Genomic DNA, 21,435 nt, shown 5'->3' on the forward strand with positions numbered 1-21,435 from the left:
GCGAATAGGGGCACCTTTTGATGCGGTTTCAGCGTGGTATTGCACTGATTACGATTTTGGTGATGGTGGCTTTAGCAACTATCCTCGCAGCGACTATTGCGAAACATCAGCGGAATACGGCTGAAAGTACTGCTTATCTAATGAGACAAAACCAAGCCTTGTTATATGCAAAAAGTGCTGAAGCTTTTTTTGCTGAATTGTTGGTGGATGATGCGCAGAATGCTGCGGATGTTGATCATCTACAAGAAACGTGGGCAAAGCCTATGCCTGCTTTTCCAGTAGAGGACGGTTTTGTTTCAGGGCGTCTGGAAGATCAGTCGGGTAAATTTAATTTAAATGGGCTGCTTAAATCAGACGGAACAGTCAATGAAGCTGCAAAACTCTGGTTTGAAAAATTGTTAGAGCGTGTTGGATTGCCTGCACAACTTTCAGAAGCAGTTATTGACTGGCAAGATGAAAATGACGAAGTCAGTGGGTCGATGGGCGCAGAATCGACTTATTATCAAAGTTTAGCTCAAGGTTATTTACCAGCAAATCGACCTTTTTATAATATCGAGCAGTTGAAGTTGGTTCGTGGTTTTGAAGGTCGTAATTATCAACTCATCGCACCTTATGTCAGTGCATTATCGAGCAATGCCTTAAAGGTGAATATAAATACAGCACCTGCGTTGGTATTGGCAAGTATTGACCCGAAACTAGATATATCAGCTATTCAAAACATGCAAAAACAACAACAGGCCAGTCTTAAACATTTTTCTAATGTCAGTGAGCTGTGGGAAATTGATCCGTTTAATCAGATTGAAGAAGAGCAACGGGCTGCGGTTAATGATTTTCTGGGTGTTCAATCCAATTATTTTAAAGTAAGAATAGACGTGATGCTCAATGAGCGTAAACGTCAATTTAGTAGTGATTTGGTGCGAAAAGAACAAACAGTTTATGTGGCATATCGAAGTATGGCACCGTTTTAAACGTCGTTGGGCAGATTGATATGATTTGTCAATCGACTTCAACAATAAAATAAATGAGCATCTATTAACTTTTGCTTTATAATTAAAGTTAATCCTCAGAAAGTTTGATTGCATTACGACATATGTTAATTCGTAAGTTATTTAAGTTTGAAAATGCCCATATTGTACGTAATTGTACTTCGGATCGTTGTAAGCGTTCGATTCATGGTCATAGCTACAAAGTAGAATTACTTCTCAAAGCCTCTAAATTGGATCATGGTCAAATGGTCTATGACTTTGGTTTGCTCAAAGGTGTGATTAAAGATCTTTATGATTCTTTTGATCATGCAATTTGTTTTTGGCAAAACGACGATCCTGAATATATTCAAGCCTGCAAAACATTTAGTGCGCGTTGGGTATCTTTACCAGTTTCACCATCAGCTGAGCAATTTTCGCGTATCTTCTTTTACCTTGCCCAACAAGTACTTGCTTCGACTGTAACTCAAAACGGTGAGGGTGATGTGGAAGTGTATTCTGTGATTGTACATGAAACAGATACGGGTTATGCGCAAAGCTTTATTGAAGATATTGAAAATGAGCAGATGGGACTTTTAGCTCTTAATGAAATAGAATTTTCAGAGCAAATTCAAGCAGAATGGAATGATACTGAAATGTATAGCAAGTTAAAAGAAGGTATCAAATTTCATAATCCGAATGTAGAATTGCAAGTCAAATTGTGAAATTTGTCACAGAATATAAAGTCAAGGAATAAGGCGCAAGTATGTCTTTAACAGAACAACAGCAAACCAAGCTTGATAAAATTCAGCTGGATGCCAGTTGGAAATATGGATTAAGTGATTTTTTACTGAGTCCAAAAATGGATGCGTTAAAGCAATTTCTTGTTACAGAAATCAAGGCGAATAAAGTGATTTATCCGCCAAATGCACTGATTTTTAATGCATTTAATACAACACCATTGTCAAATGTAAAAGTAGTGATTCTAGGACAAGACCCATATCATGGACCCGATCAGGCGCATGGACTCAGTTTTTCCGTACAAAGAGGGCTTGCTTTACCGCCATCTTTACGTAATATTTTCCATGAGTTAAATAAAGATTTAGGTATTGAAATACCTAAACATGGGGATTTAACTCGTTGGGCGCAGCAAGGTGTTTTGCTGTTGAATAGTGTATTAACCGTTGAAGCTGGTCAACCGACATCACATCAAAAACAAGGTTGGGAAGACTTTACTGATCATGTGATTGATGTGTTAAATGAACAGCGAGAGCATATTGTTTTTATTCTTTGGGGAGCATATGCGCAGCGGAAAGGACAACGGATTGATCAAGAAAAACATTTGGTGTTAAAGGCGGCACATCCGTCACCTTTGGCAGCAAACCGTGGTGGATTCTTCGGTTGTAAAGTTTTTTCAAAATCCAATAATTATCTTAAACAACATGGCATTGAGCCTATAGACTGGCAGCTGGACGCATGACATATTCTCCCGTTTCTAAAAACTACCATCCAGATTTGATTGTAGAAGAAGCAAAAAATGGTTGGCGCATTGTTCGTCTGAATCGACCAAAATCACTTCATGCTTTGGATGAAACGATCGTTTCTGCTCTATTTGAAGTATTTCAAGACTTTCATAATGATGATGCTGTTAAAGCCATTTGGTTAGATTCTACGACACCAAAAGCATTCTGTGCGGGTGGTGATGTGCGTAAGCTGCGTCAATTGGTGATTAATGACGAAGTAGCGACAGCAAATAAATTCTTTGAACAAGAATATGCACTGGACCTACTATTGCATAATTATGCAAAACCAGTATTGGTGTGGGGCGAAGGTTATGTGATGGGTGGTGGTTTAGGTCTGTTTATGGCTGCGCCATTCCGTTTGGTCACACCGCATTCACGTTTGGCGATGCCTGAGATTAATATCGGTTTGTATCCAGATGTTGGCGCAACGCGCTTCTTGGCAGATCGTGGTGCTATTGGCTTGTTTACTGGCTTAACGGGTTCAATTATGACGGCAGCTGGCGCATATGGTATAGGCTGGGCCACCCATATTTGTGATACGCAACGTAGTACCGTGCTTGAAAAGTTGATCAATATTGATTGGAGTCATTATCCAGCAGGTGACTTTAGAGCGATTGATGATACCTTAAATAGTATGCACCGCCCAGTAGGTCCAGGCCCACTACAAAACTCGTTGGATGTGATTCATAGTGTATGTCGTGGTTTGAACTTTGAGCATGATTATGATGCTATTGTTGGTTTAAGTGATGCGCGTAGCGATTGGCTTCGTCAAGCCAGTGAGAACTTGCAAAAAGGTTCACCTACAACTGCAGCATTAACATGGCTGTTATGGCAGTGGGGCAAGCAAGTTCATTCATGGAATGAAGTTTTTGAGCTTGAGACACAAATTTCTGACTGGAAAATTCGCCATGCAGATTTCGTTGAGGGTGTACGTGCGCGCTTAGTGGATAAAGATTTGTCACCAGCATGGAAACAAGGGGTTAATAATAGCTTAAAAGGTATTTTTGCTGGAAACCCGCCAACGACAACTATCGCAAGTTGGAACGAACTTCTTAAGCATTACGATCTAATTTGACTTTATGACAGATGTTTTAAAAACGGACAGTGAATGGATGCAGCTTGCTTTAGAGCAAGCTGCAGTTGCCGCTTCAAAAGGAGAAGTTCCTGTTGGGGCGGTCATCGTGAGCCAGAATAAGGTTATTGGTTCAGGCTTTAATGCCCCTATTTCATTGAATGACCCTACCGCACATGCAGAAGTTCAAGCTCTTCGAGATGCTTGTCAAAATATACAAAATTATCGTTTACCTGATGATGCGGTCATATATGTGACGCTTGAGCCATGCACCATGTGTGTGGGCGCTTTAGTGCATGCACGTGTTGCAAAAGTGGTTTTTGGAGCAACTGAACCCAAAGCAGGCTCTTTAATCAGTGCCCGTAAACTATTTGAAACAGGGTATTATAATCATCAGTTTTTGTTTGAAGCAGGTTGCTTGCATGAGCAATGCTCGTTGCAACTTAGTCAATTTTTTAAAATGCGTCGCGAGCAAAAACGACTATCTCGTTTACAAGAAAAGTGACAGAGATGTTTGTATAATGCTCATTTCATGTAAAATAAAATGACAATTAAAATTGTCAAATAATATATTGGAATCGACCATGAATCATATTCAGATTAAGAAAGAGTTTAGTGCGCCTTTAGAGCAGGTGTTTGATTTACTGTCTAAACACTCCACGTATAACGTTGCATTTGCACCAGTCCAAGTGGTTCGGGTAAAAGACTCGGCAGATCCAGAACGACCTGATGGACTAGGTTCTGTTCGTCATATGGGCTTCGGTCCTATTAAGCCTTTACAAGAACAAATCACATTAATGAAAGTGAATGAGCGGATTGAATACAAAATTATTAAAAATCCACTCATCAAGCATCATCTCGGGATTATTGAGTTCGAAGCAATTGATCCAAATAAAACTTTAGTGACCTATACGATTGAATTACAGGCACGTGCGCCTTTTGTCAGTAAATTAATTCTTGCGCAGCTTAAATCTGCGATTAAACTAGGTTTTTCAAAACTCGCTAAATCTGTATAACAAACTTTGGGTAAGCAATGACAGTTCAAATTATTACGATTGATGGTCCAAGTGGTTCGGGCAAAGGCACGCTCGCTGCAAAAATAGCAGCGCATTATCAGTTTCATTTGCTTGATTCAGGTGCACTTTATCGTCTGTTGGGATTGTCCTTACATCAGCATGATTTGTTAGATGTTGTGGCGACAGAGTTGGCACAATGTGTGGAAATTGCTACACATTTAGACATACAATTTTTAAGCACTGCGCAAGGCACACAAGTCTTGCTTAAGGGTGAGGATGTTAGTCAAACCATTCGCACTGAGCGAGTTGGTGAGTTTGCATCAAAAGTTGCAACGATTCCTGAACTTAGAGCTGCACTGGTTGATCGCCAGCATGCTTTTGCACAGCCCCCTGGTTTGGTTGCAGACGGTCGAGACATGGCTACATCTATCTTTCCTGAAGCACAAGCGAAGATTTATTTAACTGCTTCAGCCCAATCTCGTGCTGAACGAAGAGTAAAGCAGTTGCAGGGTATGGGGCTGGATGCTAAAATAAACGATATTTTAGCTAATATTGAGGCGCGTGATAAACGTGACATGGAGCGAGAAGTTGCTCCACTCAAACCAGCGGCTGATGCTTATCTCATTGATAGTTCTGAATTGAACATTGATGAGGTGTTTCAGCTCATGACGGCTTATATAGATAAGCAATTAGCAAATTAACGAATTTTATATTCAGCAGAAGCATAGCTTGATCAGTTCAATATGGACTATGTAGACGCTTAACTAAACCGGCCTTGTCTGATCCAAGACCGCTGACTTTATCAGGTATATCATGACCGAATCTTTTGCAGCCCTCTTTGAAGAAAGCGAATTAAACCTCAACGTTGAAAAGGGTGCTGTCATCCAAGGCGTTGTAGTAAACATCGATTCTGACTGGGTAACAGTTGACACTGGCCTTAAATCAGAAGGTATTGTTGACCGCGCTGAATTCTTAAATGAACAACGCGAACTTGAAGTTCAAGTTGGCGACACTGTTGATGTTGTTGTTGAAGCTCTTGACAATGGCATGGGTCAAACAGTTTTATCACGTGAAAAAGCGAAACGTGCTGAAACTTGGACTAAACTTGAAAAAATCTTTGAAGACGGCGAAATCGTTACTGGTGTTATCTCTGGTAAAGTTAAAGGCGGTTTCACTGTTGACATCGGTCCAGTTCGTGCGTTCCTTCCAGGTTCTTTAGTTGATACTCGTCCTATTCGTGATACTACTCACTTAGAAGGTAAAGAGTTAGAATTTAAAGTAATCAAACTTGATGCTAAACGTAATAACGTTGTTGTATCTCGTCGTGCTGTTATGGAAGCTGAATCTTCAGCTGACCGTGAAGCTCTTCTTGCTCAGCTTGAAGAAGGTCAAACAGTTACTGGTACTATCAAAAATCTTACTGACTACGGCGCATTCGTTGACCTTGGCGGTATTGATGGTCTTCTTCACATCACTGACATGGCTTGGAAACGTATCAAGCATCCATCAGAAGTGGTTGAAGTTGGTCAAGAAGTTACTGTTAAAGTACTTAAATTTGACAAAGAACGTAACCGCGTATCTTTAGGTCTTAAGCAATTAGGCGAAGATCCATGGTTGGCGATCATGAGCCGTTATCCTAAAGGTTCTATCGTTAAAGCTCGCGTAACTAACTTAACTGACTACGGCTGTTTTGCAGAAATCGCTGAAGGCGTTGAAGGTTTAGTACACGTTTCTGAAATGGACCACACAAACAAAAACATCCACCCATCTAAAGTTGTTCAGATTGGTGATGAAGTTGATGTTATGGTTCTTGAAGTTGACGAAGAACGTCGTCGTATTTCTCTTGGTATCAAACAAACTCGTGCTAACCCATGGGAAGAGTTTGCTAAGAACCACGACAAAGGTGAAAAGGTTTCAGGTACTATCAAGTCAATCACTGACTTCGGTATCTTCATCGGTTTACCAGGCGGTATTGATGGTCTAGTTCACTTGTCTGATATTTCTTGGAACGAACAAGGTGAAGAAGCGATTCGTCGTTACAAGAAAGGTGACACTGTTGAAGCGGTTATCCTTTCTGTAGATGCTGAAGGTAACCGTATCAGCCTTGGTATCAAACAAATGAACAGCGATCCGTTCAACGATTTCTTAGCTGCTAACGAACGCGGTGCGCTTGTTAAAGGTACTGTAACTGCTGTTGACGCTCGTGGCGCAACTGTTAAGTTAGCTGACGAAGTTGAAGCGACTCTTAAAGCATCTGAAATCAATCGCGACCGCGTTGAAGATGCAACTAAGTTCCTTGAAGTTGGTCAAGAAGTTGAAGCTAAAATCATCAACGTAGATCGTAAATCTCGCTCTATCAACTTGTCTATCAAAGCGAAAGACGAAGCTGAAGAGAAAGAAGCAGTTGCTAACTTGAAGACAGCAGCTAACGGTCAAGACAATGGTCCTAAGACTATTGGTGATTTGATCAAAGCTCAAATGGGCAACTAAGTAGATGTTTAAATTGTATTGTTAATGTAAGTTAACTAATACTTTTTACACAAATACAATAAACGGTAGCGTAGTATTCACTTATTACGCTACCGTTTTGTATTTAAACAGGTTATTATCATTCTATCTACATGGTAGCTTGATAATTAAAGAGGTCGCAGATGACTACGGAAGCACTTAATAAGTCTGACTTAATAGAGCGTATTTCTCTAAAAAATCCACACTTAGCAGAGCCACTAGTGGAAGAAGCTGTTAAGATTATGATTGATCAAATGATTGCATCACTATCTTCTGATAGCCGTATTGAAATTCGTGGTTTTGGGAGTTTTGCACTTCACCATCGTGAGCCTCGTGTAGGTCGTAACCCTAAAACAGGTAAGTCGGTAGAGGTGGCTGCTAAAGCTGTTCCACATTTTAAACCAGGTAAAGCATTACGTGATGCAGTAAACGATTCTGCAGACTAATAAAATTTATCGGGGTGTTTATGCGTTACGTATTATTCGCATTATTAATTGTACTGTTTGGCTATTGTTTAGCTTTAGTACTGCAAAACGGAACTGAGCTGACTGTTGATCTGTTGTTTATACAGGTTCCAGCAATGCGTCTAGGTTTGTTGTTATTGTTAACAATGGCGCTAGGGATTGTTTTGGGTTTGTTGATTGGTGTTCAGGTATTTCGTGTATTCCAGAAAAGTTGGGAAATTAAGCGATTACGTAAAGATATTGATCACCTCCGTAAAGAACAAATTCATGCGGCGCAGTTGGCTGCTGCTGAAGCTGCAGCACATACAAGACATGAAAAAACGGTGTTAGATATCAATCCGAATGATCGTCCATCTACACCGCTTTGAGCCACAATATGAAGTAAGGTTTTTATTTTACTAAATATTGAAGCTAGTTTGATTTAAACGCCTTTGGATATATGGCCAAAGGCGTTTTTTATTGTGCATTAATCTATTGATAATGATATAAAATTATATAAATAAAGAGCTTGGTTTGAATTTTGAATAGTTTTTAGAAAAAATAGTCTTGGTCGTTTTCGGCTTAATCCGTATAATGCCATAATTTTGTCAGTTTGAAGGGTCTCCTCATGAGTATTATCGTTGCCTTAGATGCAAAAAGTCATTATGACGCAATGACGATTGCTGGGCAATTAGACCCTCAATTATGCCGTGTGAAAGTTGGTAAAGAATTATTTACCCATGAAGGCTCATCTATCGTTAAAGCTTTACATCGTGAAGGCTTTGAAGTGTTCTTAGATTTAAAATTTCATGATATTCCAAATACCACTGCGCAAGCGGTGTGTGCTGCGGCAGAAATGGGCGTTTGGATGGTGAATGTCCATGCTTCAGGCGGCCGAAAAATGATGGAAACTTGTGTCGAACGTTTAAAAGCGGGAAATTATAATACCCAGCTCATTGCAGTAACGGTCCTGACTTCGATGGGTCGTGAAGATTTAGCCGATATCGGCCTCGATATTGAACCCTTTGAACAAGTTAAACGTTTGGCTAAGCTGACCAAAGACAGTGGTTTAGATGGCGTAGTGTGTTCAGCACAAGAAGCAAAAATGTTACGCGAAACGCTTGGTTCAGAGTTCGCATTGGTAACTCCAGGTATTCGCCCTGAAGGTTCGAGTGCAGATGACCAAAAACGTATTGTAACGCCAAAGCAAGCCATGCTAGATGGCGCAACTCATTTAGTCATTGGTCGTCCAATTACGCAGTCTGCTAACCCATGTCAAACGCTTAAAGACATTCTAGCAACGCTCTAAATATAAAACTCTAAAAAGCCTTTCATTTGAAAGGCTTTTTTTATACATTCTTTTTTTAAAGAATCTTTTGAGCTGAAGATGATTACGGCAAAGCAAAATACTGAATTATGCAGTGCGACTGTAAATGAAGCCGGATTTAACAGAACAAGATGAAGACTCCACGAATTCATCTGCTTGGGTATCAGCCATAGCTGTTGTTCAGCTATCAGTTAGGTGCAACAATGGTTGAGGCGGTGGGTGATCTGGTGAAAAAAATTGATATAAGCTGAGTCAGTTTATTTTAAAAGATGAAAAGAGAAATGTTGAGTGCAGTATCACACCTCATGTGAAGAGGCGTGATGATCGTGAGATGACTTATACTGCTGCCAAGACACTGACAACAATAGGCGCCAGCACAGACAAGATAAAACCGCTTACCATGGCATGAGGGATAAAGTCATTTCCACACGCTTGTTTGACCATAGGTAGGGTAACATCCATGGCAGTAGCTCCTGCGGAGGATATGGCAGAGCGTGGATATCGCCAGCCAATAATGTACATGAACACAATTGCAAAGATTTCTCTAAACAAGTCGTTCATGAGGGCGATACTACCCAAATGTGCATTTTTTAATTCCGTGACTACAATCCCCGTCATCGAGTAGAAACCATAGCCTTGTGACAGCATAATTAGATCTTTTAATTGCAAATTAGGTACAAAATAAGCAGTCACAAATGCACCAATTAATGAACCAAGGATACAACCAAGTGGCACGAGTAGTATTTGCCAATTTAACCATGAGCGATCGAGTGGTGAATAGGCTAAATCAAGCCCAATGAGGAACATGAAAACCAAGAGTAAGTTCCATGTGCTGATATGAAGGGTATAGCCGAAACTTGATGATAGCTCTGCCAAAGCATAACCCAATCCTAATGCAATAAATGCATAACTGATATTGATTAAAGACTTAGTCACTAGACTCATGGACACTTTACCATGACTTGGTTGATAACCTAAAAGTTTGAATAAGATATAGCAACAAACAAAAGCCCCGAGGCTGGTCATAACTGCTAAAAGAGCCGCATGATTAAGTATCTGCAAAGGTTGGGCAATGCTATGTAATGTGGTTGAGAATTCAACCGCAATTGCAATTAAGAGAATATAGGTAAAATAAGGCAGGATTTGAAACGCAAGTCGTTCAAACCATTTAGGTAAACGACGCGCCAAAACAAATCCAAGTGTTAAACAAACCAAAAGCTGGAAAATCAACCAAAAAGATTGCATGTCAAATAAAGTGTGAAAAAATACTGACTTATTATGACCGCGATCTTAATTGATTGCTTGACTATCTTGCTTGGAATTTAAAAAACGATAGTCTGCAGGATTTACTTTTCGTGTTTTCAGCCAATATTTCCAGGTATAGGTAGGCCATAAAGAGAAATTTTTCCCGTCCTCTTGTTGATACCAACTCACACAGCCAGATTGCCAAATGGTATTGGTAAATTGACTTTGTAGATGTTGATTAAACTGATCTTGAGTATCTGCTTTCACAACGATCGCTTGAGATTGCGTTTTTTGTGTCATCTCGATGAGCTGTAAAATGTAATTCACTTGTGACTCAATCATAAAAATAACCGAGTTATGACCTAAGACCGTATTGGGCCCTAAAAGCTGGAATAAGTTAGGGAAGCCTTTGGTGCTAATCCCATAGTAACTTTCGGCGCCATTTTTCCATGCCTCTGTCAGCTCGACATGATTTAGTCCTGTACAGCTAAAAGATTTGAGGTAAATACGAGGGTTGGTCACAAAACCTGTGCCATAGATCAGGCAGTCAATTGCACGCTTTTTCCCATCTTGGGTGATGATACTGTCCTCAGTTAACTCCAAAATATCATCGGTAACCAATTCAACATTTTTACGGTTAAAGCTTGGATAATATTTGTTGGAGACCAATATTCGTTTACAACCCATAATATAGTTAGGAACTAATTTCTCCGCAGTCGCAGAATCTTTTACTTGATGGCGAATATAGGCTTCTGCTAGTTTTTGTGCATATTTCATGACCTGTGGTTTCATAATGGGAACTACACGAGATTCATTTGTCCAATAGAGTCGGGCACGGTGAATTTTTCGGAACCAATCAAAACGTTTAAAAAGGGTTTTCTCAAGGGGGAGATAGCGCCTTTCATCTCGTGGAATAACCCATGCAGCTGTCCTTTGTAGTACGTAAAGTTGCTTCACTTTTTCTGCAATTTCAGGAATATATTGAATCGCACTGCCGCCTGTGCCAATGGAAGCAACATTTTTATTGTTAAGGTCGTAATTATGATCCCACTGTGATGAGTGGAAAACTTTGCCTGTAAATTTCTCAATGCCTGCAATATACGGGATTTGTGGTACATGCAATGGACCTGAGGCAAAAATCACAAATTGAGCAGTCAGTATTTCTGTTTGATTGAGTTTCAACTCCCAGATGCATTTATTTTCTAAGTAACGGGCTGAGCTGACTTCGGTATTAAAACGGATATAAGACTGCAATTGATGTTGAGTAGTCAGTGTTTGCATGTATTGATAAATTTCAGGTGCTTCAGCATAACGTTTAGACCAATCAGTCTTGGGTGAAAAAGACAGAGAATATAAGTGAGACTGCACATCGCAAGCAGCGCCTGGATATTGGTTCTCACGCCAAGTTCCGCCTATTTCACTGGCTTTTTCTAAAATGATAAAGTCTTGAATATTACTTTCTAACAGGCGAATCGCCATAGCTAAGCCACCAAAACCTGCGCCAATAATAGCGATCCGTGCATGAGGAGTGTTTAAGCTTGAATTTGCTGCCTGCATAAGAATTTCCTTTTTTGTTTTGATTGATTGTAGAGCAATGCTTAACAAGATCTATGATAGAGCTGACATTAAAATTGATAGATTCGGCAATTGTTGAGTGCTGGATGGTTGTAGTAAAACATAGCCCAATATTTTGCTTTTAATTGATTATGAAACGTTCTGTACTTGGCTTGATGTATTTGATTCAAGGAATGCGTAAAGCAGGAGTCGCAGTCGATCAAAAGTTACAAAGCATTGGTTTGCGTGTAGAGTCGCTTGATCCGAATGCGATCATCCATCCTGCTCTAGAGTGGGATATTTTGAAAATCATTGCAGAAGGTATTGAGCCTGAGCAGGGCTTGTTCATCGGTCAGCATTACGCTCTGGCAGGTTACGGTCCTTTACTCATGTTATTGATGACCAGTCCGACGACACACACAGCATTGGAACAGGGTATCCGCTATCAGAGTTTGACGCATTTAAGTGGCTTATTAGGTTTGAAAAAACAAAATGAGCAAGTGGCACTGTGTTATTTACCACGTGACTTGCAAACACCATTGGGACAGTTACGAGCACATTCTGAAATCGCGGGAACCTATAAGTTCCTACAAGATATTTATAAGATGATTGGGTTAGAGATGCCTGAGATTCGGATGACTTTACCTGTTGCACGACCTGAAGATGCGAAGAAGCTTGCGCTCTATCGGCAGGTTTATGGTCAGCAAGTGAGTTTTGGTACACAGCAAGCTGAATTTTGGTTTGATGAGCGTATGCTTAATATACCTATTCCTTCAGCAGATGCTATGACCTTCAACGTGTATGCGGGCAAATGTCAGGCAGAATTGCAACGTTTGGAAGAAACCGCTGAACAGCCAAGTTTGATTCAACGTGTACAAGATTATTTGGAGTTGCAGCGGGGGTTACTACCGACTATGGCAGAAACCGCGCAAGCGCTGAACTTGCCAGAGCGAACATTGAGGCACCAGTTGCAACAGTTAAATAGCAGTTATAAACAAATTCGTGAGCAATTAATGAAAGATCGTGCACTACATTTGATGGAATATCAGGAATATTCCATTGAAATGATTGCAGAGTTATTGGGCTATTCAGAGCCAGCAGCTTTCAATCATGCGTTTAAGCGTTGGTTTGGTTATAGTCCACGACAATATGGGAAATAGCCTAAGCATAATCATGCCAAAGTGTTATAGATTAACTTTTCCACTCCGCTATAATTGATATAGCCTAAAAATAGTATTAAATGATATGTCAGATTTTAATTCACCTACCGCATTCAGCCCTTTATCTCCTGCCGAGCGTTATGCTCAAGCCTTAGCATCTGGACAGTTTATGCCCGATGACGCGCAAGCACAGGCCGTACACGAGTTGGATCGCGTTTGGCATGAATTAATTCAACGTTTTAAGGCATCAAAAAAGGCATTCCGTCGTTTCCGCCGTCAAACCTCTCCACGTGGTGTATATATGTGGGGTGGTGTCGGTCGCGGTAAAACATGGCTGATGGATCAGTTTTATGACTCAATTCCGTTTCGCCGTAAAACACGCATGCACTTTCATCATTTTATGCAACACGTACATCGTGAGCTCAACAAGCTTTCAGGTCAGCGTAATCCTTTAGATGCGGTTGCTGATCAAATTTATAAAGAAGCGGTGGTTATTTGTTTTGATGAGTTCTTCGTCTCGAATGTGACGGATGCCATGATTCTCAGTGATTTGTTCCAAAAGCTTTTTGCACGTGGTGTTACCTTGGTGGCGACCTCAAACATTGCGCCAGATGGTTTATATAAAAATGGCATTCACCGTGATCGTTTCATTCCAACCATTGAAATGGTGAAACAACAGTGTGTGATTTTAAATGTGGATGCGGGCGTGGACTACCGTTTACGTGTTTTAAAACAGGCGCAACTCTTTAAATCGCCTTTAACACATGAACACCAACGTTGGATCGCACAGCGTTTTAGCGCATTGACACAAACCCAAACCATTTCAGATGAGCCGATTATTATTAATAATCGTATTGTGGAAACGGTAGGACATACTGAAGATGTCTTATGGTGTGAGTATTCGGAGCTGTGTTTAAAACCACGGAGTCCTGCTGACTTTATTGAAATTGCAAATATTTATAATACGGTGTTGGTAAGCAATGTGCCGCACTTAACGGACTATCTTTCTGAAGGGACACGTCGTTTTATTTATTTGGTCGATGAGTTTTATGACCGTGGGGTAAAACTGATTTTAACCTCAGAAGATACGATTATTGATTTGTACTCTGGTGATAAATTAGCCTTTGAAATTGAACGCACGCGTTCACGTTTATTGGAAATGCAATCAGATGATTACTTGAATGAAGCGCATCGACAAATACAAGCTGAAGCAAGTAAACAACAAGAAGAAATCTAAAAGTTAAAGCATCCGAAAGGATGCTTTTTTTATGTGCATTTTCATTGTTTATTTTATCGACTTTTTTTTATAAACATGGCTTAATCAGGGTTGAAAAACAGGGAGAATATTGGTTTTAAGTGTGAAATATAAGCAAAACTGCACTTAAGTCTAATTTCGACATTTCAAAAACTTAATAAACTATTAAAGAGCATTTTGTAAATTGATAGTGCTTGTGCTTTGAGCAGTATATTATTTGGTAGCTTTTTTACGGTATTAAATAAAAAATGATCACTATTTCGCACGGTGATATTACTATTCAGCCAAGTTTAAATCGGTATACTAGAATCTCTTGTATAAAAAGTAGCAATATCAGGAAAGACAATGACTGCACGTATTCAAAAAGGCAAGTTAGCGATTGCTAAAGAACTTTACGATTTCATCGAAAATGAAGCACTTCCAGGTTCAGGTTTGGACAGTGAAGCTTACTGGAAGAACTTTGAACAAGTCGTTGTCGATCTTAGCCCAAAGAACAAAGCACTATTGGCTAAGCGTGACGACATTCAAGCGAAGATTGATGAATGGCACCGCAACAACAAATTTGAACTTGGAGCTTACAAAGCTTTCCTTACTGAAATTGGCTACTTGGTACCAGAAGTAGAAGATTTCCAAATCAGCACAGAAAATGTAGATGAAGAAATCGCATTATTGGCTGGTGCGCAATTGGTGGTACCTGTACGTAATGCACGTTACTGCTTAAATGCTGCAAACGCGCGTTGGGGCTCTTTATACGACGCACTTTACGGCTTTGACGTGATCCCTGAAGACGGTGGCGCTGAAAAAGGTAAAGGCTATAACCCAGTACGTGGCGATAAAGTTATTGCATTTGCTAAAAACTTCTTAAATGAAACCTTCCCATTAGCAAATGGTTCACATGCTGATGCGACAAAATATGCAGTTGAAGGCAAAAAGTTAGTTGTGACCTTGAAAGATGGTTCAACAACAGGCTTAGCACACGAAGCACAATTTGTAGGTTTCAATGGCGAAGAATCTGCTCCAACAGAAATCGTACTTTTAAATAACGGCCTACACGTTATTATCGAAATTGATGCAAATAGCCCAATTGGTAAAACAGATGCGGCTGGCGTAAAAGATTTGGTTCTTGAGTCTGCATTAACCACAATTCAAGATTTAGAAGACTCGATCGCTGCTGTAGATGCAGAAGAGAAAGTTGAAGGCTACCGTAACTGGTTAGGTTTGATGAAAGGTACACTTTCAGAGTCTATCGAGAAAAATGGTAAAACTATTACGCGTACTTTGAATAAAGACCGTACGCACAAAAACTTGATTGGCGGTGAAACGAAACTTCATGGCCGTTCATTGATGCTTCTTCGTAACGTGGGTCACCTCATGACCAACCCTGCGATCCTTGTAGATGGTGCTGAAATCTACGAAGGTATCATGGATGCATTAATCACTCCGCTATTGTCTTTTGCAGACATTAAAGGTGAAAACGAAAACAAGAACTCTCGTAAAGGTTCAATGTACATCGTAAAACCTAAAATGCATGGTCCTGAAGAAGTTGCTTTTGCGGTTGAGTTGTTTGAGCGTTCAGAACAAGCGCTTGGCTTGCCTGCAAAAACGTTAAAAATCGGTATCATGGATGAAGAGCGTCGTACTTCTGTAAACTTGAAAAACTGTATTGCTCAAGCAAAAGACCGTACTATCTTCATTAATACAGGTTTCATGGACCGTACAGGTGATGAAATTCATACTTTCATGGAAGCAGGTCCATTTGTTCGTAAGGGCGAAGTGAAAGCACAAATTTGGTTCCCAGCATATGAAAACCGCAATGTGATGATCGGTCTTCAAGCGGGCTTACGTGGTAAAGCACAAATTGGTAAAGGCATGTGGCCAAAACCAGACATGCTTCTAGACATGTACAAAACCAAGATTGAACATCCAGAAGCGGGTGCAAGCTGTGCATGGGTTCCATCTCCATCTGGTGCTGTCATTCATGCGATTCACTATCACCAATGCAACGTGTCTGAGCGTCAAAAAGAACTCTTGAATACTCAGCCTTTATCATTAGACGATTTGTTAACACCGCCTTTAGCGACAGATACTAACTGGACTGAAGAAGAGAAAACTAAAGAGCTTGAAAATAACCTTCAAGGGATCTTAGGTTATGTTGTACGTTGGGTTGACTTAGGTGTAGGTTGTTCGAAAGTTCCAGACATCAACAACGTTGGTTTAATGGAAGACCGTGCAACTTTGCGTATTTCATCTCAACACGTTGCAAACTGGTTGCGTCATGGCATCGTATCTGCAGCGCAAGTTGAAGAAGTGATGCAGCGTATGGCGAAAATCGTTGATGAGCAAAACGCAAACGATCCGCTTTATACACCAATGGCACCAAGCTTCGATGGTTATGCATACAAAGCAGCTTATGACCTAGTGTTTAAAGGTGGTGAGCAACCATCAGGTTATACAGAGCCACTTCTACATGCTGCACGTTTGAAGTTAAAAGGTTATACAGGTGACTAATCTGTAAATCTAAAAAAAGCCTCTTCGGAGGCTTTTTTTATCAGCAATTTTAAATAGTATAAGAACAAGGAATAACAATGTACTTCTGGAATGTTAATAAATTAGTAGAAGATTTGAAGTTAAATAAAGTCTCAGAAACAGATTTTAAAAATTATTATATCGTGAGTGCCATTATTATCTTGTTGAGTTATTTAGCACTTACACTTGCACCCGAATCTACCGTATCCGCAGCGTGGGCATCATTTATTCTGCAAATTGGTTTGTTGATTAGCTGGATAAATGCAATCTTTAAAGTGAATGGGGGTGAAAAAGGTCGTGATTTTTTAAAGCGTATTATTGCTTTGAGTCTACCTATTACAATTCAATCACTTGTGTTGTTTTTGATAGTTGGTATTTCCTTGCAAGTCATAATTTTGGTTTTTGCTTCCAGTTTGGAAGAGGCAATGCTTAAGCAATTAAATATAGTCTTAGATCTTATTTTTGAAGTTATTATCAGTACATATATTTATTGGCGAATTTATGTGGCAGTAAAACAAATTAATCAACTGAGATGAAAAAGATTTATATTCATAGAGAACTTTTATTGAGCTTTCGACAGGATATATAGTCCACCAATCACTTGGTTTGCTCTAAAGCCAAGAGTAAAAATAAGGTCTATGTCTACTAGATTTGTTCTAAGATAAATGGATTTCTTGCATAAGTCATTTTTTGAGCTGTATTGAAATCACAATGAAAGTTCCTTCTTCTTTTAAAAGGAGAAGGCTAGGGAGAGGATTGATAGGAAGAATCCGCCCTCATTCTAAGCTTTTCACCAAGAGTGAAGTGACGTTCAACACTTATTTTATTACCAATGCATGATCATTTTTTGACTTTTGCAAGAGCTCTAATGAATGTATTGGCCTTACAGAGCGTATCAATCTTGATTGCTATATGGTGCGAATTTGTGGATGAAGTTTCGACATCAATAAGCTGACTTCGACCTAAGTGATGTATTTTGAAGACTTTAGTTTGGGCTTTGGTTGATTATGCCTGATGGGTAAAATATCCAAGATGATATGTTACTCTATTGATTAAGTTTAGAAATTTGCTTGAGACAAAAAAAGCAAAAATGATTTGATGCTATGTGTGCTAATTTTAAACCTCTAATCCTTGCTCAAGTACAGCAGTTTGGCCTACCTGAAATTCCTTTTGATTATGTGGAAGAGGTGTATCCAGGTTATGAGCTGCCCTTATTGTTCAAATCAAATATAGGATTTGAATGGCGTAAGGTGCATTTTGGTTTAATACCGAAATGGGCAGAAGATAAGAGTATTGCAAGCAAAACCTATAATGCTCGAAGTGAGACACTTCTGCAAAAGGCTAGTTTTATTGAAGCGACTTCGAAATATCAGTTTGGGGTAATTCCAGTTTTTGAATTCTATGAGTCAAAATATATAGAGCAAAAACCACAGAGATGGGGTGTTAGACGACGGGATGGACAGGTTATTTTTGTTGCCGCTCTTTATGAAATCTGTCGCATAGCAGGCGAGGTAGTGCGTTCAGCAACCATGCTGACGATGGATGCTATAGACCACCCAATGATGCGGGAGTTCCATGAGCCGGGGGATGTGAAGCGCTCAGTGATTGTGATTCCACATGACCGTTTAGAGGAATGGCTTAGCTGGAAATCGTCAAATATTCAATCTTTTGTACAAGGCTTTCCTGTTGAAGAGTTTGAATGTTCTTATGTACCCAAAATAAAAGTCGAAAAAGAGAGTCCCCAGCTCAACTTTTTCGACTTTTAAACGGTTTAGCGCGCTAAATTTTTAAACACGTGTTTCAAGCTTTCCATCATTTTTTCAATTTGCAAAGGTGTTAAACCTTCAAATGATTGCTCAAGTACTACACTGGTTAAATCATTAATTTTACTGGTCATCTCCGTGCCTTTTTCTGTGAGGAGGACACGAGTGATACGTGCATCATCTTCACAAGAATAAGTTTCAACCAATCCTTCATCTTTCAAACGATAAACAATTTTGGTGGTTGTCGACATTTTTGAGACGACCATGTCAGATAGATCAGAAACACTGGCATGTGGTTTTGATTTGAGAGCAAGTAAAATACGACGACGAGAGTTGTCTAAACCATATTTTTTCAAAGCGTGATCGACATTGAGTACATATTGAGCATGTACTTGAGTTACCCAGTAAAATGGAAAGTTTTCCAGTGAAAAATCTTCAGAACCTGGTAGGAACTTACTATACTTTTTGGTCATGTGACGGATTCCCCGTGAATCGTATTTTTATTTTATAAATCAATTGAACACATTTTATGTGAACACTCATATACTTAGCAATATAAAATTACTGTTAAAAGAGATTTGCAGATGAAATATCTTTTAACAGTAATTTGAAGCTAAGTGTGGCTATTAAACAGATAGGGTATAACTGCTTTTATTTTGGTGAAAGCCAACAATAGTCTGCGCAAATTGTATAACTTCATCTTCTACTTCAGCATTCTGGTGAGAATCTAAAGAAAGTTTAGCCATTGGGGTACCGTCTTGTAGAACGATAGGTAGGAGCATTTCAAACTTTTGGTTATTATGCGAAACCACAATTTTAACTTGATGCTGATCAAATGATGAGTCTAAGTTGAGATATGAGCCTTCATAGCTAGTATTGCTAAGCATTTTTGACGTTTTATTAAAAGTCAAAGCCTTTTCATTGGTCATAGCAATGAATCCTATTCTGTATTACTTGATTGGATTAGAAATCCGCGCATCCTTGGTTTTAGCAATTGATTATTTTTACAACAATCTTGGCTGTGTTTCATTTTAGTGAAAAAAATGGATTTGTGAACTAGTGTTTTTAACAAAAAGTTTCAATGCGTAAGGTCATAAATATTATAAATTGATTTTTTTTAACTATTATTAAAATAAATAATGTATAAAAAACATTTATTTGATTCAAATAAATTGAGTCTGAAAATTAATTTTTTAAAAAATGACCAATGCGTCTAGAATTTTTAAACATCGAATATTGGCATTAAGTGACAATATCTAAAGTCAAGTTTGGTGCTTTAAGGGTAAATTTCACTCTATAAGTATCTAAATATTAAAATTTTGTTAAAAACCATAAAAAAAATATTACAAAGCAAACATCTCAGGCATAATTATTTCATCTTTAGTTGAACAGGTCACAAAAATGGATCCGTCGCCGTGTGGGTTTATGCTTTTAAAACAGAAACATAATTCTGGAGTAATGAAATAATGGAATTTCTATTAGATCCGGGAATATGGGTTGGTTTGCTTACTCTTATTATATTAGAAATTGTTTTAGGTATTGATAACCTAGTCTTTATTGCCATTTTGGCTGAAAAACTTCCCCCTGAACAACGTGATAAAGCGCGTGTCATAGGTTTATCCCTTGCACTTATTATGCGTTTGGGTTTGTTATTTACAATTTCTTGGTTAGTCACATTGACTCAACCGCTTATTTCTATATTGGAATGGACATTCTCTGGACGCGACCTCATTTTACTTTTTGGTGGCTTATTCTTGGTATATAAAGCCGTTACTGAGTTGCACGAAAAAATTGAAGGTAAGCCTGAGCTTAAAGTTACAAGCAATGTTGTCTATGCAGGTTTCACCGCAGTCGTTGCACAAATTGTTATTCTAGATGCTGTTTTTTCACTGGACTCAGTAATTACCGCCATTGGTATGGTAGATAACATTTATGTCATGATGGCAGCGATGATTGTTGCGATGGCCGTGATGTTGTTGGCATCTAAGCCTTTAACTGCTTTCGTAAACCGTCATCCAACCGTGGTTATTTTGTGTCTTAGTTTCCTGTTATTGATTGGTATCAGCCTAATTGCGGAAGGTTTCGGCTTCCATATTCCTAAGGGTTATATCTATTCGGGTATTGGTGTCGCGATTGCGATCGAGGCATTTAACCAGTTTGGTGAGCGTAATGCGGCAAAACATGAAGCTAAAATTCCACTACGTCATCGTACTGCGGATTCTATTTTAAAACTCATGGGCGGAAAAATCGAAGCTGAAGACCCGGAACAGCGTCAAGCACAAGAAGCTTTTGCGGATGAAGAGCGTTATATGATCGGTGGTGTGCTGACATTGGCCGAACGCTCTGTGGCTTCAATCATGACGCCACGTAGCCAAATTTCATGGGTCAATTTAGACGATTCCCCTGAAAAAATTCGTGAGCAGGTATTGTCTGTACCACACAGCTTATTTCCAGTGTGTCGTGGTAGTCTAGACAAGGTCATAAGTATTGCACGTGCCAAAGAGCTGCTTGATGTACTCGATGATGAAGAACAGTTAAAAGATCTGATCAAGCGTCATCGCCCAATTTACATCTTCGAAAAAATGAAAGTGATTGATGCCATTAATACTTTGAGAACATCAAAAGGTTCTTTGGTCTTGGTGAGTGATGAGTTTGGTAATGTACAAGGCTTGGTGTCACCGCTTGATGTGTTTGAAGCAATTGCTGGTGAGTTTCCTGATGCTGATGAACAGCTTGATTTGATCAAAATAGATGATCAGACTTGGAAGGCGACAGGAATGCTAGACTTGTACCAACTTGAACTCGAACTTGGAATGCTGGATTTGGTCGAGGAAGATGCAGGCTATATCAGTGTAGCTGGATTAATTCTTGATAAAACCCATGGTGATGTTCAGGTCGGAACTCAGTTAGACTATCGTGGTGTTCATTTTGAAGTGCTTGAGTTAGATTCAAATCGAATTAAAACTGTCAGTATTGTTCATCGTATAGTTTAAGATTTGCTTTAAGCTTTTGTAAAAAAATGTCAGCTTTATGTTGGCATTTTTTTTGTATATAAATTAACCATTAGATGTTTGATTAAAA

Annotated in this window: 21 protein-coding genes; 17 read left to right on the forward strand and 4 right to left on the reverse strand. The window is 39.3% G+C overall.

The features are described from left to right. The first annotated feature begins 17 nt into the window (after nucleotides 1-17). The 11 genes from gspK to pyrF all read left to right on the forward strand — a co-directional run bounded on the left by gspK (nucleotide 18) and on the right by pyrF (nucleotide 8,833). Nucleotides 18-968 (forward strand): type II secretion system minor pseudopilin GspK, encoded by a 951-nt coding sequence (gene gspK / locus ACZ8ZH_RS07955; protein WP_110973940.1) that lies wholly within the window; start codon nucleotides 18-20, stop codon nucleotides 966-968. A gap of 122 nt (nucleotides 969-1,090) precedes the next feature. Next, the gene (locus ACZ8ZH_RS07960) at nucleotides 1,091-1,687 is read left to right on the forward strand and encodes a 6-pyruvoyl trahydropterin synthase family protein (protein WP_119063422.1); all 597 of its coding nucleotides are present in this window, start codon (nucleotides 1,091-1,093) and stop codon (nucleotides 1,685-1,687) included. A gap of 41 nt (nucleotides 1,688-1,728) precedes the next feature. Beyond that, a complete protein-coding gene (ung, locus tag ACZ8ZH_RS07965; protein WP_086210134.1) occupies nucleotides 1,729-2,442 on the forward strand; it encodes a uracil-DNA glycosylase in 714 nt (237 codons plus the stop codon). Then, a complete protein-coding gene (locus tag ACZ8ZH_RS07970; protein WP_119063423.1) occupies nucleotides 2,439-3,560 on the forward strand; it encodes an enoyl-CoA hydratase/isomerase family protein in 1,122 nt (373 codons plus the stop codon). Before ung ends, ACZ8ZH_RS07970 begins: the two co-directional genes overlap by 4 nt. Nucleotides 3,561-3,564: 4 nt before the next feature. Then, nucleotides 3,565-4,062 carry a tRNA adenosine(34) deaminase TadA gene (gene tadA / locus ACZ8ZH_RS07975; protein ID WP_086210132.1) on the forward strand — a complete coding sequence of 166 codons (498 nt, stop codon included), beginning with the start codon at nucleotides 3,565-3,567 and terminating at the stop codon, nucleotides 4,060-4,062. Between the two features lie 79 nt (nucleotides 4,063-4,141). Continuing rightward, nucleotides 4,142-4,573, forward strand: a complete 432-nt coding sequence (locus ACZ8ZH_RS07980; RefSeq protein ID WP_119063424.1) for an SRPBCC family protein — start codon at nucleotides 4,142-4,144, stop codon at nucleotides 4,571-4,573. Between the two features lie 17 nt (nucleotides 4,574-4,590). Further along, nucleotides 4,591-5,274, forward strand: coding sequence for a (d)CMP kinase (gene cmk, locus ACZ8ZH_RS07985; protein WP_086210130.1), 684 nt, complete (start codon nucleotides 4,591-4,593; stop codon nucleotides 5,272-5,274). Between the two features lie 112 nt (nucleotides 5,275-5,386). Next, entirely contained in the window at nucleotides 5,387-7,063 is a 1,677-nt protein-coding gene (rpsA, locus tag ACZ8ZH_RS07990) for a 30S ribosomal protein S1 (protein WP_086210129.1), read from the forward strand. Nucleotides 7,064-7,224: 161 nt separating this feature from the next. Beyond that, entirely contained in the window at nucleotides 7,225-7,527 is a 303-nt protein-coding gene (locus ACZ8ZH_RS07995) for an integration host factor subunit beta (RefSeq protein WP_086210128.1), read from the forward strand. Between the two features lie 20 nt (nucleotides 7,528-7,547). Beyond that, entirely contained in the window at nucleotides 7,548-7,913 is a 366-nt protein-coding gene (locus ACZ8ZH_RS08000; protein WP_086210127.1) for a lipopolysaccharide assembly protein LapA domain-containing protein, read from the forward strand. Between the two features lie 239 nt (nucleotides 7,914-8,152). Next, nucleotides 8,153-8,833, forward strand: a complete 681-nt coding sequence (pyrF, locus tag ACZ8ZH_RS08005) for an orotidine-5'-phosphate decarboxylase (RefSeq protein WP_086210126.1) — start codon at nucleotides 8,153-8,155, stop codon at nucleotides 8,831-8,833. 354 nt (nucleotides 8,834-9,187) lie between these two features. Here pyrF and ACZ8ZH_RS08010 read toward each other — a convergent pair whose 3' ends face one another. Next, nucleotides 9,188-10,096 carry a LysO family transporter gene (locus ACZ8ZH_RS08010; RefSeq protein ID WP_119063425.1) on the reverse strand — a complete coding sequence of 303 codons (909 nt, stop codon included), beginning with the start codon at nucleotides 10,094-10,096 and terminating at the stop codon, nucleotides 9,188-9,190. Nucleotides 10,097-10,141: 45 nt separating this feature from the next. Then, nucleotides 10,142-11,653, reverse strand: a complete 1,512-nt coding sequence (locus tag ACZ8ZH_RS08015) for a flavin-containing monooxygenase (protein WP_119063426.1) — start codon at nucleotides 11,651-11,653, stop codon at nucleotides 10,142-10,144. Nucleotides 11,654-11,802: 149 nt separating this feature from the next. On the opposite strand from ACZ8ZH_RS08015, the gene ACZ8ZH_RS08020 reads away from it, so the two are divergent. From ACZ8ZH_RS08020 to ACZ8ZH_RS08040, 5 genes are all read left to right on the forward strand, one after another. Next, nucleotides 11,803-12,810 (forward strand): AraC family transcriptional regulator, encoded by a 1,008-nt coding sequence (locus tag ACZ8ZH_RS08020; protein ID WP_086210122.1) that lies wholly within the window; start codon nucleotides 11,803-11,805, stop codon nucleotides 12,808-12,810. Nucleotides 12,811-12,895: 85 nt separating this feature from the next. Continuing rightward, nucleotides 12,896-14,047, forward strand: a complete 1,152-nt coding sequence (gene zapE / locus ACZ8ZH_RS08025; RefSeq protein WP_470247902.1) for a cell division protein ZapE — start codon at nucleotides 12,896-12,898, stop codon at nucleotides 14,045-14,047. Between the two features lie 363 nt (nucleotides 14,048-14,410). Beyond that, on the forward strand, nucleotides 14,411-16,573 hold the full coding sequence (locus ACZ8ZH_RS08030) for a malate synthase G (protein ID WP_119063428.1): 2,163 nt from the start codon (nucleotides 14,411-14,413) through the stop codon (nucleotides 16,571-16,573). A gap of 77 nt (nucleotides 16,574-16,650) precedes the next feature. Continuing rightward, nucleotides 16,651-17,127, forward strand: coding sequence for a hypothetical protein (locus ACZ8ZH_RS08035; protein ID WP_119063429.1), 477 nt, complete (start codon nucleotides 16,651-16,653; stop codon nucleotides 17,125-17,127). A gap of 567 nt (nucleotides 17,128-17,694) precedes the next feature. Further along, entirely contained in the window at nucleotides 17,695-18,357 is a 663-nt protein-coding gene (locus tag ACZ8ZH_RS08040; protein ID WP_119063430.1) for an SOS response-associated peptidase family protein, read from the forward strand. A gap of 5 nt (nucleotides 18,358-18,362) precedes the next feature. On the opposite strand, the gene ACZ8ZH_RS08045 is transcribed toward ACZ8ZH_RS08040, so the two are convergent. After that, the gene (locus tag ACZ8ZH_RS08045) at nucleotides 18,363-18,827 is read right to left on the reverse strand and encodes a MarR family winged helix-turn-helix transcriptional regulator (protein ID WP_086210117.1); all 465 of its coding nucleotides are present in this window, start codon (nucleotides 18,825-18,827) and stop codon (nucleotides 18,363-18,365) included. Between the two features lie 153 nt (nucleotides 18,828-18,980). Next, entirely contained in the window at nucleotides 18,981-19,283 is a 303-nt protein-coding gene (locus tag ACZ8ZH_RS08050) for a hypothetical protein (protein ID WP_086210116.1), read from the reverse strand. A 537-nt stretch (nucleotides 19,284-19,820) separates the two neighbouring features. Between ACZ8ZH_RS08050 and ACZ8ZH_RS08055 the strand changes: the two genes are divergently transcribed. Continuing rightward, on the forward strand, nucleotides 19,821-21,347 hold the full coding sequence (locus ACZ8ZH_RS08055) for a TerC family protein (RefSeq protein WP_119063431.1): 1,527 nt from the start codon (nucleotides 19,821-19,823) through the stop codon (nucleotides 21,345-21,347). The last annotated feature ends 88 nt before the right edge of the window (nucleotides 21,348-21,435 follow it).

This window comes from Acinetobacter sp. SW-226, from assembly GCF_055632855.1.